General features: G+C 48.9%; 10 protein-coding genes. 9 read left to right on the forward strand and 1 reads right to left on the reverse strand.

Features of this window, described 5'->3' with window-relative positions:
* The first annotated feature begins 35 nt into the window (after positions 1-35).
* The gene (locus ACYVD4_RS12030) at positions 36-1,565 is read left to right on the forward strand and encodes an Ig-like domain-containing protein (protein WP_460945817.1); all 1,530 of its coding nucleotides are present in this window, start codon (positions 36-38) and stop codon (positions 1,563-1,565) included.
* 55 nt (positions 1,566-1,620) lie between these two features.
* Positions 1,621-2,523: a T9SS type A sorting domain-containing protein gene (locus tag ACYVD4_RS12035; protein WP_460945820.1), complete on the forward strand. Its 903-nt coding sequence runs from the start codon at positions 1,621-1,623 to the stop codon at positions 2,521-2,523.
* Between the two features lie 99 nt (positions 2,524-2,622).
* Here the strand turns inward: ACYVD4_RS12035 and ACYVD4_RS12040 are convergent, their stop codons facing one another.
* A complete protein-coding gene (locus ACYVD4_RS12040; RefSeq protein WP_460945822.1) occupies positions 2,623-3,036 on the reverse strand; it encodes an RrF2 family transcriptional regulator in 414 nt (137 codons plus the stop codon).
* A 490-nt stretch (positions 3,037-3,526) separates the two neighbouring features.
* Between ACYVD4_RS12040 and ACYVD4_RS12045 the strand changes: the two genes are divergently transcribed.
* The 7 genes from ACYVD4_RS12045 (at position 3,527) to ACYVD4_RS12075 (ending at position 14,743) form a co-directional block, all read left to right on the forward strand.
* Entirely contained in the window at positions 3,527-4,021 is a 495-nt protein-coding gene (locus ACYVD4_RS12045; protein ID WP_460945824.1) for a hypothetical protein, read from the forward strand.
* 59 nt (positions 4,022-4,080) lie between these two features.
* The gene (locus ACYVD4_RS12050; protein WP_460945826.1) at positions 4,081-5,328 is read left to right on the forward strand and encodes a peroxiredoxin family protein; all 1,248 of its coding nucleotides are present in this window, start codon (positions 4,081-4,083) and stop codon (positions 5,326-5,328) included.
* 333 nt (positions 5,329-5,661) lie between these two features.
* Positions 5,662-8,727, forward strand: coding sequence for a SusC/RagA family TonB-linked outer membrane protein (locus ACYVD4_RS12055; protein ID WP_460945827.1), 3,066 nt, complete (start codon positions 5,662-5,664; stop codon positions 8,725-8,727).
* Between the two features lie 66 nt (positions 8,728-8,793).
* Positions 8,794-10,146: a RagB/SusD family nutrient uptake outer membrane protein gene (locus ACYVD4_RS12060; protein WP_460945829.1), complete on the forward strand. Its 1,353-nt coding sequence runs from the start codon at positions 8,794-8,796 to the stop codon at positions 10,144-10,146.
* 57 nt (positions 10,147-10,203) lie between these two features.
* A complete protein-coding gene (locus ACYVD4_RS12065; protein WP_460945831.1) occupies positions 10,204-11,565 on the forward strand; it encodes an O-acetylhomoserine aminocarboxypropyltransferase/cysteine synthase family protein in 1,362 nt (453 codons plus the stop codon).
* A gap of 9 nt (positions 11,566-11,574) precedes the next feature.
* A complete protein-coding gene (locus tag ACYVD4_RS12070) occupies positions 11,575-12,993 on the forward strand; it encodes a DoxX family protein (RefSeq protein WP_460945833.1) in 1,419 nt (472 codons plus the stop codon).
* Between the two features lie 13 nt (positions 12,994-13,006).
* Positions 13,007-14,743, forward strand: coding sequence for a hypothetical protein (locus ACYVD4_RS12075; protein ID WP_460945835.1), 1,737 nt, complete (start codon positions 13,007-13,009; stop codon positions 14,741-14,743).
* The last annotated feature ends 141 nt before the right edge of the window (positions 14,744-14,884 follow it).

Below are 14,884 nucleotides of genomic sequence, written 5' to 3' on the forward strand. Positions count from 1 at the left end.
ATTCTGCGCATCGATGCCGAAAACTGAGCTATACCATGAAACGAATTGTAAACGTATTAATTTGGCACTGTCTGGTTCTGTTTACCTTGACAAGTTACGCCCAACAGTCTACCAATCTGGTGAGATTCCAGATTACCTATAATCAGGGTACTGGGCTTTACTCAGCCTGGGTAGTACCCCAGTACAGCGTGCCTAATGCCAACAATTCTGGAGCGGTAGAGCGGGGTGCAACGGCCCAGTTTACCATTAAAGTTCCGGCTGCTTTTGTGATTACATCGGTCACAAGTATTCGTGGAGCATGGGTGGTCGATGAGAATAAACTCGGTCCTGGTAACCCCGGTCAGGATTGGACGGGGTATAACCTTGATTCGTCGGTCAATTATTATGTGGTCGGAAAATCGCCGTCCGAAACCAATTATGGTGCGTTTGCTGCAGGTACGCCAGTTGAGCTATTTAGATTCAGTGGGAATGGATGCTTTGGCCTAATCAGTCCGCTGGAGCCAGGAAATCCCTTTATCAATGCGGCCACGCAAAGATACTCACTTAACGTAGCGAACAGCTTTTATTCCACCTCTGGGCAAATGTCCAGTGGCACCCAGAATCCGTTGGAGCAGTTTGAAACTCTGGAAGGACCACCTGCGCAGTGTTCGGCGATACAGGCTAATCCGGATAGTCAGACGCTGACGGCTGGTACGTCAGTTACCATTCCTATACTGGCGAATGACACAAATAACGGGCAGCCGGTGAGTGCAACGAGTGTTGTTGTAACGGCTGCTACGCCCACCTCAGGTACGGCTACGGTCAACGCCAACGGTACGATTACCTACGTAGCAGCGGCCAATTTTAGTGGACCTGTTAGCTTTTCCTATACCATTTGCGATCAGCTACAGCCCACGGTTTGTGCATCATCACTGGTTAGCCTGACGGTGGCCCCAAACACGAATCAGCCCGTTGATATGCTTATTACCAAACAGTCAAGTCAGTCATTGACAGCCATTGGTACGAGCGTTAGTTTCAGCGTAACGGTTCAGAATCAGGGGCCGGGCGATGCTTTTGGGGTTGTTGTAACAGATACGTTGCTTCGGAATAGCTCGGTGGCGTTGGTTGGAACACCAACTTCGTCGCAGGGTAGTTTCAATCCGGCAACTGGCCTTTGGGCGGTTGGGAATCTGGCTGCTGGAGGGGTTGCTACGTTGGTGTTGACGGTTAATGTACTAACGGAGGGAGTTCTGGTTAACACCGCAGAAGTGAGTACAACCGGTGGGCAGGAACAAAATCCGGCCAACAATACAGCATCGGCCTGCACAAGTACGCCGGTACGGCTTTGTGCTGATAGTCAGTATGTGGCCAGCGTACCGGCTAATTATCAGGACGTTCGCTGGTTTTTGAATGGGGCTCTGGCTGGAACGGGCAATTCGCTATCCTTGAGTCAGGCCGGTGTTTATACCGTAACCTCGGCCGATGGCGCATGTCCTATTGGGGGTTGTTGCCCAATCATTGTTGAAAATGGTGATTGCTGCCCGCCACCCAAATGCGTTCCCTTTATTGTTCGTAGAAGCAGGTAAAAATGAGATCGACCAGAAACAGTCGACAGGATAACTTTAAATGCTACGTATAGCTATGAAATACAGGATTTTTCTTCTTCTCTGGCTTAGCACAACGCTAACCTGGGCGCAAACCAATGTGATGGTATCGAACAGCGAGGTTCGGTTCATGGTGACTCATGATTCAGAAAAGGCACTGTTCACGGCCTGGATCGTGCCAGGCTATGATACGCCTAACTCGAATAACCCCGAAGCTGAAGATCGGGGGGCAACGGCGCAGTTTTCGCTGAAAGTACCGGCTGCATTTGTGCTATCGGATATACGTGATTTAAAAGGTAGCTGGGATAAAGCACCGTATAAACTCACCGCTCCCGAAGGTTTTGCACAGGACGCTCAATGGGCATATTACATCATTGGCAAAACTCCTCAGGAAACCAACTATGGTACGTTTACCAAAGGAGAGCCAGTGGCTTTGTTTACATTTAAAGGGCAGGGGAGTAGCCCGGAGCAGGTACAGGTTCTATCTGTTGAAGACCCATTCGTTCAGTTTGCCGATTCGAAAATGGCTCTACACGTTCGCAGTAGTTTTTACACACGTTCGGGTCAGCGAGCTATAATGGCTACTCAGCCAATTGAGCAAATGAATGGAGTAACTCGTCTGGATGAGGTATTAAAACAGAAACAACTGCAATTGGGTGTTACGAGTGAGAATGACGACATCACTACGCTCTCGCTGCAAGCTTATCCAAACCCCACTACGGACGTAATTGAACTGAAATACTTTAGTTCGGCCGAACAACCCGGTGTTACGTTCGATCTGATTGATAATAAGGGAGTAGCGAAACAGCGTAATTCGCTGGATGCAAAAATAGGTTTCAATAACACCCGATTTGTGGTTTCCAGTTTACCCGGTGGTACTTACTTCGTACAGACAATTGTGCAGGGGAAACGAGTAGTTAAAAAAATTGTGAAACAGTAAAACTCTGTCTAACAGGTAAAAGGCTTCTGAGTCACACTGATGATTCAGAAGCTTATTTTTTTTGATTGATTCCGCTCATCAGAAAAGATTGGAAAAGAATTAGTCTTCTTTCAGCATGTTGAGCGTTGTTTTCTCGTAAACAGCCAGATTCGCATCGCGTACCTTCAGCATAATCGGGCGTAAGGCGCAGGTGTTTTCATCGGCGCAATCGTCGCAACGAACGTAAAAATTAAGTGAGACACAGGGAGTAGGGGCGATAGGGCCGTCGATAATGCGGATTACCTGCGCCAGATTGATTCGCTCCGGTTCGACACGTAGCAGATAGCCACCGCCTTTCCCTTTCTGACTTTGCAGAATTCCATGGTTACGTAGCTCAAGCAGTATACTTTCCAGAAATTTTTTCGGAATCGACTCCCGCTCTGAAATTTGCGCAATTAACACGGGCCCACTGCCATACGCATTCGTTAAGGCTTTCAATGCCTTTATCGCATATTTGGCTTTTTTTGAGATCATATGTCATTTAGGTAACTTCTGGTGAGAAATATATAGTCACTAAGTCTTTTTGATCTATAAATCTTATATACTTTTTTGATACAACAAAATCAGTCGCTTTTATCTAATGCGTTTTTAAGAGCATAATTCCGATATATAGGCCAGACAATTAGACACATACCTATTTTATAAAATAAATTTGAATATATATTATCGGCCGAGGCCAACAATATATTACTATCGGACTTACGTCATGAAATAGATAAAATAGTCCGCGAACTCGATAGACTATTTTGTAAATGGCTGATTATCATTTTTTTGCATTTTTCTTGCAAGACTAAAATTTGATCTACAACTTTGCATCAGAATCAGATCGGGACTTAACGACCGAATCTTAAATGACTGTCCAGCCTTTCGGGGCTTCTTTATTTAAGAAATAATCTATTAAGTATATAGATAAAGAGGTTTTCTCTGAATAGCTACTTTTCCTGAATACTAAAGATCAACTACTATGGCACTCAACAAAACTGATGAGAAAAACGAAAACGACGCCCGACTATCGCAGCAAGTCGTTTATCAAATTTCAGGTTTCGACAGACCCCGTTTCGTGAGCGACGTAACCAACGCGGTTCCTCAGAAAAAATCGTGTCACATTACTGGCGTATCGTTCGAAGGAGATGGTGTGCAGGTTAATGGGCAACTGGTGGTTCAGGTAGGCGATCAACAGCTTCTGGCCTATATCGAAAGTCAATTGCGGTCGGTACAGGGGCTAGTGAGTGTGAAGCAGAAAACCAGTCGACAAGCTGAGTTGAGCGTACAGAAAAGCACTATTAATCCCTACGCCCGAACATTCTTTTTGTTGTGGGGCGTACTTGTACTGACGCTAATCGGGTTACGTACCAGCACAACTTCTGAAAAAAATAACGTAGCACCAAAAAACGCTCAGTCCAATACGCTTGCGCATAATGATCTTGGCACCGTTCATTTATGCAACAGTATTGAATGAAATAACATGCTCAGGTCATACACTTGAAAAAGAACCTTCCTCTTTAATTAATCATTCAGATGAACGTATCAAAAACTTCCCGATTGCTGGTGCTGGCTTGGCTGGTCAGTACATTAGCAGTTGCGCAAACCCATCTGCCGCAGGGGCCCTATAGAGGATTATTCCAAACGTCGGGAGGTGAAGTTCCCTTTAACTTCGAGATCAACAATAATACGGCTTACCTACTGAACGCCAGCGAGCGGGAAGAACTAAAAGGAGTTCTGCAAAAGGGCGACTCACTTTTTATCCCGATTCCATTATACGATGCTTCGTTACGTTTCGCTCGCAAAGGACCGAGATTAACAGGCGTTTACCGCGTAAACAGTGGCGGAAAAGACATTCCGGTAACAGCCGAATTTGGTCGGACGTATCGCTATGAAAAACAGCCTGCTCCAACCGTTGATCTGACTGGCAAATGGGATATTGGTATTCAGCGGAATCCGGCAAATCCTGCTGAAGTTAATCAAACGGTCGGCGTTTTTGAGCAAAAAGATGGCCGGGTTACCGGAACAATTCTAACCATTACAGGCGATTATCGATATCTGGATGGGCACGTAACGGGCAATCAATTCGAACTGTCGGCTTTTAGTGGAGGATCGCCTGTAGAGTTTAAAGGGCAGGTTGGCCCCGATGGTAAATTAACGGGCGAGTTGCGCTACGTTCGTGGCGCGTTTGCCGCTTCGGGTACCAGAAATGACAACGCACAGTTGCCTGATTTATATAGCCTTACTCACCTGAAATCGGGCTATAAAACGCTGGAGTTTACATTCCCTGACCTGACAGGCAAACAAGTTTCATTGGCCGACGCCAAGTATAAAAACAAGGTTGTCATTGTAACTATCCTGGGAAGCTGGTGCCCCAACTGTATCGACGAAACGGCATTTCTTGCTCCCTGGTACAAAGCCAATAAACAACGTGGCGTAGAAATTATTGGGTTAGCTTTCGAACGCAAAAACGATCTGGCTTTTGCCAAAAACGCCCTCTCTCGGCTCATCAACCGATACGATGTGCAATATGATATTCTGTTTGCTGGTCTTGCCGATAAGAAAGTGGCATCGGACGCGTTGCCAGCCTTAAACAAGGTTCTGGCATTTCCGACAACCATTATTCTGGATAAACAGGGGAACGTAGCACAAATCCATACTGGGTATACGGGCCCGGCAACCGGGAAATATTACGATCAGTACGTAGCCGAGTTTAATCAGACAATTGATAAACTACTGAAGAACGAAACCGAATCCAGCGTAACGGTTCGTACGGGCCGTTGAGTTCTGGCGCAAAATAGTCATAGACAGCGTCTTGCTGTCTGTATTGCCGGATGGTCTAGTGGTTATTGTCGCAACCCAGATAGCAAGATGCTGTATGAGACAATCGTATTACTCCATTAATCCTGTATGAATACTATGATTTAAAGATTACCAAAAACCACTACTCAACGAATTTTTTAACGAGTACCGAAACTTTGGCGAATAAAAACCGGAACGGCGGCAACCGTTCCGGCAGTCACAACAAGACAGAAACCGCCGAAGCGATTACAGCGCCTTTGCATGCTACCAACACGCACTGGCCTGCCTCATTTTTCACGTAACCAATACAAATTAATGAAAAAAACTCTATCGGGCCGCGTTCGGTCGGGCCGCGTCCGGCTCCTGTGGGGATTAAGCCTGTTTATTCCATTTTTCGTACAGGCGCAAAATGCACCAACGATAAATGCAACACTTTCTGGCCGTATAACCGATGCGCGTACCAAAGAGCCACTCATCGGTGCTACGGTCGTTATTAAAGGAACCACAAACGGCAGCTCTGCCGACGTAAAAGGACGGTTCCAGCTCAAAACAGGTCAAATACTTCCGTTTACGCTGGTTGTCAGCTTCATCGGTTACCAGACCAAAGAAGTTATCGCCGAAAGCAACACGATAAATATTGACCTTGAGGCCGATGCAAAACAACTTTCGGAGGTTGCGGTTGTGGGCTACGGAACGGTTGAGCGGAAAAATCTGATTGGCTCACTCACCAAAATTGACCCGGCCGATACCAAAAATATTCCCGTTGGTAGTGTCGATGCACAGTTGCAGGGTAAAGTGGCTGGTGTGCAGATTTCGAGTGCAACCGGTGTGCCGGGCGAGCGCGTCAACATCCGGGTTCGTGGTGCTACGTCGATAAACGCTAGTAACGATCCGCTCTACGTAGTGGATGGCGTTTTTATCAACAACAACAGCCTACAAACCATTGGAACGGGTGGCAAAGCTACGTCGCCGATTGCCGATATTAACCCCAACGATATTGAACGTATCGACGTACTGAAAGACGCCGAAGCAACTGCTCTATATGGTTCACGCGGTGCTAATGGCGTTATTCTGATTACGACGAAACGGGGCAATTTCGGCCAGAAACCAACGGTAAGTATCAACGCATCAGCTGGGGCTGCAAAAGCCGCGAAACTATGGGATTTGACAACTGGCCCTGAACACGCTACGTTGGTCAATGAATGGTGGATCAACACCGGAAAAGACGACCCGACCCTGAATCGGACGGTCGAAAATCGCCCTTTTCGACCTGTAGCCGATGGTGGTCGTGGACTGCCCGAAGAGCAGAAAACCTACGATCGTCTGAGCGAATTGTTCCGTACGGCTCAGCTTCGCAATTATGACGTAGCATTATCGGGCGGTACACAAACCACCAAGTATTATATCGGTGGCGGCTACAACACGCAGGAGGCTATCATTAAACCTGTTACGTTCAATCGGGCGAGTTTCAAGGTTAATCTCGATCAGCAGGTAAACGATAATATTCAGGTTGGCGTGAGCAATACGTTCACCCGGACGTACCGGAATCAGGCACGGGCGGGCGACGGTCCTGCGGGTGGGCTGTTGCAGGCGGCCCTCCACACGCCAACCTATCTTTCTCCAACGAACGAGCAAGGCGTATTGGTTGGCCGCGCTGGATTCGATAACCTGACGTTGCTGCTTAATAATTATCAGGTCAATACAACGAGCCTGCGGTATATCGGTAATCTATACGCCGATGCGCAAATACTGCCGGGGCTGAAATTTCGGACGAGTTTTGGTATTGACTATAACAACTACAACGAGTCGGAATACTGGAATTCGCTGCTGATTTCGGGTAGCCCGAATGGCTATGCTACGTCGAGTGTGAGTCAATACACAACCTGGCTCAATGAGCAAACTTTAACGTATCGGAAACGTATTGGCGCATCCCATTCGTTTGGCGTACTGATCGGTAATACGTTGCAAAGCGACAACCTGACGCGTACCTATGCCGAAGGTCGCGGTTTCCCGAACGACAATTTCACGCAGATTTCATCGGCCGCTACAACGGCAAGCTCGCAGAACTGGAGCAAAAGCACACTAGCTTCTTTCTTCGGAAAAGTAGATTACAATTTCGCAGGTAAATACCTGATCGACGCCAGCTTACGGGCCGATGGTTCGTCACGGTTTGGTTCGTCGCGCAAGTGGGGATATTTCCCGGCGGTCGGCGCGGCATGGCGGATTAAACAGGAATCGTTTTTACAGAACAACCGCGTTATCAGCGACCTGAAATTACGGGCAAGCTGGGGCGTAACCGGTAATCAGAACGGCATCGGCAACTTTGCCGCACAAGGTTTATGGACAGGAGGAACTGGCTATCAGGGCAGTCCGGGTATTGCTCCGCAGCAGTTAGGAAATCCTGATTTACAGTGGGAGCGCACCCGCCAACTCAATGCCGGTCTGGACGTATCGCTGTTCAACGACCGCATTGGCCTCGAATTCAATGTCTACAACAAATACACGACCAACGGTCTGTTACAGATCGCGTTACCCGGCACAACGGGTTTCAGCAATTACTGGAGCAACGCGACCGAAATCAGCAACAAAGGATTCGAGTTGGGCATCAATACCGTTAATATTCAGCGCGGTGGCCTGACCTGGAGCACCAGTTTCAACGTAGCGCAGAACGTAAATCGGATTGAAAAACTGGCTACGCCACTACGTTACGGCAGTCGCGAATTGATTCTTCAGCAGCAGGGCACCCCGCTCTACTCGTTCTGGGTATATAAACAGCTTTACGTCGATCCGCAAACGGGCAACGTAGTGTATGAGGATGTTAACAAGGACGGAAAAATTACGGTCGATGATCGTCAGATATTGGGCAGCATCTGGCCGAAATTCTTCGGCGGATTAACCAATACGCTGACGTATCGTGGCTTCGATGTCAATCTGTTTTTTGCCTACCAGTACGGCAACAAAATCTATAACCACAACAAGTTTTTCGGTGAAGGCGGTGGAGCCCGCGATGCGGCACGTATCATTTTTGCCTCCAATAATGCCCGATGGCAGAAACCCGGCGACGTTACCGACGTACCACGGCCGGATGGTATCAACGTAAACAACTATCGCGACGGTGGAAGTCGCTGGTTGGAAGACGGTTCGTTCTTACGATTGCGCTCGCTTACGGTGGGTTATACACTCCCGAAAGCTGTAACGAGTCGGCTTGGGATTCAGGGACTACGGGTTTACGCCGTGGGAACAAACCTGTGGCTATTGACCAAATACACCGGACTTGATCCAGAAACCAGCGCCAGCAGCGATCCTAACTCACAGGGTATCGACCTGGGTACGCCACCACAACCGGTTGGTTTTCAAGGTGGTCTTAGTCTGACGCTCTAATCATTCACATCTTCATTGTTCAGGACTGCACGTTGGCTTGTAGTCCTGAGTATAATCTCATTACGTATGCGTGTACAACAACCCATTTTGTTACTGCTTTGCTTACTGACAGTCAGCAGTTGCCGGGACTTTTTAGATGTAAAACCGCTGGAGTCGATCTCCGACACCGAAACCATAACGAATCAGAATTCTGCCCTCACGGCGCTACGTGGCGTATATAGCGCCCTCGGCGACGGTGGTTATTACGGCACTAGTTTTCAGAGTATTGGCTATCTGTCGGGCGATAATGTGCAGTGGACAGGTTCGCAATCGCAGGTACAGGAGTTTATCAATAAGCGCGTAAACGCCGATAATTCCACGATTGCATCGGCCTGGAATGCCATTTATCGAACCATCAACCGGGCGAATAACGTACTGGCTAAGGTTCCGACTGTTACCGATCCATCGTTCACAACAGCCCTAAAAAATCAATACGTCGGTGAAGCCTACGCCATCCGGGCGCTGGCCTATTTCGATCTGGCCCGGACGTTTGGCGGAGTGCCCATCATTACGTCGCCAACGGCAAAACCGACTGATAATTCGGGAATTAAACGTAGTACACAAGCTGATACCTATGCGCAGGTAATCAAAGACTTAGATGCCGCTGAGCCGCTGTTACCGACCACTGTTGACCGCTATCGGGTAACCCAACGTACCGTTTTTGCTCTGAAATCACGCTTCTATCTATACCAGAAAAATTACGCCAAAGCCGAAGAATATGCCACTAAACTTATCAGCGATGCCACCAATTATCGTCTGTTGAAACCCTATGGGGCTTTCTTTCAGAGCGATGCAAGGGGTACGGCTGAGTCGGTGTTCGAGATTTTTTACAACGGCACGACCGAAGTAAACAGTCACCGGGGGCAGTGGCAACCGCAAACCAACGGCGGAACTCGCCAATGGGCGCCGAACGATGCGTTGGTGACGCTTCTCAACAATCCGCTTATCGGTGGAAATCGCTCGGTGCTGGTGGCGAAAGACAATCAGAACCGCTGGTATGGCAACTTGTATTACCGCAATCCAGCGTCTGATCCATCCTACATCTTCCGCATTGCCGAAGCCTACCTGATTCGGGCCGAAGCGCGCGCACAACAAGACAAACTCCCGGATGCACTAACCGATCTCAACGCCGTTCGCGACCGTGCTGGATTAACGGCCCTGACTGCGACTACTACGTCGACAAAAGATGCGGTTTTGCTGGCTATCGAAAACGAACGCCGGGTTGAGTTTGCGCTTGAGCCTCACCGCTGGTTCGACATCGTTCGGACAGGCCGGGCAGCTGCCGTTTTCAATGTAACCGATGTCAACCGCTACGTACTGCCGATTCCGGTTCAGCAGCTGCTGGCCGATAAAACGCTGGAGCAGAATCCGGGCTATTAGCACGTAGCACTCACTACGTATCATCTCAACAAAGTCTTCAACCAAACCACAAGTATTATGAGTCAGAACCTGCGTTTCGAAACCCTGCAATTACACGGTGGTCAACAGCCTGACCCAACCACAAATGCGCGTGCAGTACCTATTTATCAGACTACGTCTTACGTATTCAATAACTCCGAGCATGGGGCTAACCTGTTTGCGCTGAAGGAGTTTGGTAATATTTATAGCCGCATCATGAACCCAACCAATGATGTGTTTGAGAAACGTATCGCGGCTTTGGAAGGGGGCGTAGCAGCGTTGGCGGTCGGCTCGGGTCATGCCGCTCAGTTCATCGCCATCAACAACATCACCACCGTTGGCGATAACTTCGTTACGTCGTCGTATCTGTACGGCGGTTCCTACAACCAGTTTAAAAATTCGTTTAAGAATATCGGGGTTGAAGCCCGGTTTGCGGATGGGGATAAAGTCGATAGCTTCGAGCGGCTTATCGATGAAAAAACCAAGTTTCTGTACATCGAAACCATCGGTAATCCGGAATATAATGTTCCCGATTTTGAAGCTTTTGCCCGACTAGCTGAGCGGTACGATTTGCCTTTGCTGGTCGACAATACGTTCGGCGCGGCAGGAGCTATTGCCCGCCCGATTGATTACGGTGCGCATATTATTGTTGAATCGGCTACGAAGTGGATTGGTGGTCACGGCACTACGATTGGTGGCGTAATTGTTGACGCTGGTACGTTCAACTGGGGTAACGGAAAATACCCGCAGTTTACGAGCCCATCGCCGAGCTACCACGGTCTGGTACTGAACGATGTATTTGGCATCGGCGGGCCGTTTGGCAATATCCAGTTCATTATCCGGGCGCGGGTCGAGGGGCTACGCGATTGGGGTCCTTCGCAGGCTCCGTTCAACTCGTTCTTACTGCTTCAGGGGCTGGAAACGCTGACGCTACGTATCGAACGCACCAACGAAAATGCGCTCGCGCTGGCACATTGGCTCCAGCAACATCCTGACGTAGCATCGGTCAATTATCCGGGTCTGGAAAGCAGTCCGTATCATGGGTTGGCGAAGCGGTATTTGAAACGTGGTTTTGGTGGCGTATTGTCGTTCGAGTTGAAAGGCGACAAAGCGCGGGCCGAAGCGTTTGTGAATAACCTCAAACTTATCAGCCATCTGGCTAACGTTGGCGATTCGAAAACGCTGATTATTCACCCAGCCAGCACAACCCACTCGCAGCTTTCGGGCGACGAACAATTGACGGCTGGTGTGACACCGACGGCGCTACGTCTGTCGGTGGGTATCGAGCATATAGACGATATCAAGGAAGATATCGAACAGGCGCTGACTCAACTTTCCGATACCGGCGAAACGTTGCCTGAAGAATCCCATTTCGTTCCTGCTGACGACGTATTAGCCTAACTCAAAACTATGAGCAATCAAACACAGGCGCTTATCGGCGTTGACCCGCTTATTTCCCAGCCCGGCGCTCAGTCGGGTTGGGATAGCCGGTCGGGTTCAACGACTGAATTAGCAACCGAATGGACCAATACGGAGAAGCTTATTTTCCGTTTCGTATTTCTTTATTTTCTCATTCAGACGCTGCCCATCGACGTCCAGTTTTTTCAGAATCTGGTCGATTTCAAAGGCGGATACACGCGCTACCTGTTCAATTTGTCGCACTACGCACCCCGTTTTTTCGGTCCCATCGATACGTTTGCCAACTGGGGCGTTGTGCTTGTGCTGGCCTTGATTGGCACGGTGATCTGGTCGCTACGTAGCGAACGTAACACGAACTACGACCGGCTCTATTACTGGTTGCGAGTTGTGCTACGTTACCGGCTGGCGCTGGGCGTATTGGCTTATGCGTTCATCAAACTGTTTCCGTTGCAGGCTCCGCTGCCATCCATCAGCAACCTGAACACGGCTTACGGCGATCTTACGGCATGGAAGCTGTTTTCGCTGTCGCTGGGCGTCGTTCCGTCTTACGAATCGTTTCTGGGACTGGTCGAATTAGTGGGGGGCTTGTTACTGCTTCACCGCAAAACAGCCACCATTGGTACGTTGGTTCTGCTACCGTTTCTGGGAAATATTTTCTTCTCGAATCTGGCCTACGAAGGTGGCGAATACGTTTATGCTGGCCTGCTCACTACGTTCGGATTAGTTCTGTTTGCGTTCGATGCCATTCGGTTGTTCAAACTGGTTTCGCTCGAAATACCCGCTTCGCCCAATCGGTTTCAGCTCGTGTTGACGGAGCAATGGCAACGATACGGTCGGCTGGCGCTTAAAAGTGCTTTTCTCGTATCGGTAGTGTTTTTATACGGTTTTACTACGTATCGCACCTACAAAAAAGGGCCTGTTCGGTTTCCGGAAACAAAGGGTCTGTCGGACGTAGCGGGTATTTATAACGTCAGTGAATTCCGTGCGGATGGGAAAACGGTTCCGTACTCAAAAACTGACCCGAACCGCTGGCAGGATGTGGTTTTTGAAACCTGGAATACGATCAGCATCAAGTCGAATCGTCCCGTAAAACTGGTCAATACCAATACTGAAGAACTTCCGGCAACCGACGAACAGCGCGATTATGAACTGGCGGGTTCACAGGGGCGACACTATTATCGATACACCATCGATCCAACCGGCAAGAAGCTGACACTAACCAACGCCAATCCGAATTATGCCGGTGAAACGCTGCAATTATCGTATAGCCGTCCGACGGCCGACCAGATTATTCTGAGCGGAACTGACGAAAAGCGAGATTCGGTGTACGCTGTACTGGATAAAGTAGCTAAAAAATACCTGATCGACGAAGCCGCCAAAGCCGGTCGGCGTGGAGGACTTACCTTATAACCCTTTTTGACCAATGGCAACTCCAAATATCACGCCCGAACGCGCCGACCTGGGGCTACTGTCGCTCGATGAACTGGCCGAACAGCACCGGGTTACGTCGAATCAGACAGCGAATAAACCCGTAGATCAGACAGGAACTGGCAAAACAGGCCAATCCTGGACTGAGGGGCAGAAAATCCTGTTCCGCATTGCTTTCGTTTATTTTATTAGCATGTCGCTGCCCAATAACATTGAGTGGTATAAAGAGGTGCTGGAATTCGATTGGCTTCACCTGCACTACCGCGACCTGTACGACGTAGCACGTTTCGGCTCCGGCTTAACCATTTTCGGAAACAAGCTCTTTGGCAGTACGCTGAATGGCTACGCTACGTGGATCATTACCCTGATTTTCGCTACGGTAGTTGGCTTCATCTGGACTGCCATCGCCCGCTTCCGAAAGAAAGAAGTCAACCAATATGATTTGCTGTATTACTGGTTACGGGTTGTGGTACGTTACCGGGCGGGTATCGGCATCATCGGGTTCGGTTTCACGAAACTCATGCCCACGCAGTTGCCATATCCGTCTCTGGGCCTATTGAATACTAATTTCGGCGATCTGACGGCGCAGAAAATTTACTGGCTTTCGATTGGTATTGTGCCCTGGTATGAAGTTTTCACAGGGGTAGTCGAGGTGCTGGCTGGTGCGTTGTTGTTTTTTCGCTCCACTACGTTCTGGGGGGCGGTGTTGCTGTTTGGCGCGCTGGCCGACATTGTCTACGTCAATTTTGCGTACGATGGGGGCGTTCATGGCTATAGCTCGTACTTCGTGTTGCTGTCGGGTTTTCTGCTCATTTATTACATCAAAGACCTATACAATCTGCTAATTCGTGAGCGGTTGACGGTTCCGAATTATTTCGCGCCTGTATTTACCGGCGGATTGCAATACGTACGTATCGGTCTGAAAACGCTGACGATTGGCCTGTTTCTGGTGCTGCTGTATTGGCTTCAGTACGTTAATTTTCGCTACGATCCCTACAAACAACCGGCTCAGAAAGGGCTGAAAGAGTTGCGCGGTAATTACAACGTAACAGAATTCCAGCTCAATGGAAAAAGCCTTCCATACTCGCCAGTTGATTCAGTTCGCTGGCAGGAAGCGACGTTCGAAAACTGGACCACGCTGACGTTTAAAACCGCAAAACCTGTCGAGCTGGACCTGTCGAACGGGGGAGGCTCTCCAATGCGTGACATTAATCGGACGTTTGAGTTGACAGGTGTGGCTGGCGGTCAGCGGGTGTTCTACTACGAAGCCGATACCAAAAACCAGGTGCTGTATTTGCAGGATAAAAATCGGGGTACTCGTAATCAGGAAAACCGCGAATTTTTGGCTAACAACCGTGATTTTTCCACGACAGACGCTACTAAAGTTCGGAATGGTGCAGGTAGAAAAGCGCGGTCGGCTGAAAAAACAGGCGAACGTAACGAAAAGTCCGATGATAACTGGATTCCAGCCGAAGCGAAAGCAAACATTGGCCCTGAAGATCCAAAAATCGACCCGATTGCTCGCTCAACCCGACGTACCAAAGGCATCAAATCAGAAAATCGCCCGGCAAAACGCAATCGGATGATACTTCACTACGTCGCTCAGAACAACGGCGACCGTGTTATTTTGAAGGGTATCAACGAGAAAAAAGATTCCATCTACGTAGTACTCGACCGGACGAACCGCAAATACGCTCTTTCGGAAAGTACGTTGAAAGCCGGAACGTATTGATTGGTTTGGCTTTGATTCTTCAGGGCCAGTTTTACCACCCCCACCCCCCTCCTAAAACAGGAGGGGGCTTTCTTAAAGACCACTTATCCTTATCATTCCACGTTTTGAGTGAGGATACAATTAACCCGTTGCGTGGCCCCC

Source organism: Spirosoma daeguense (assembly GCF_054776875.1).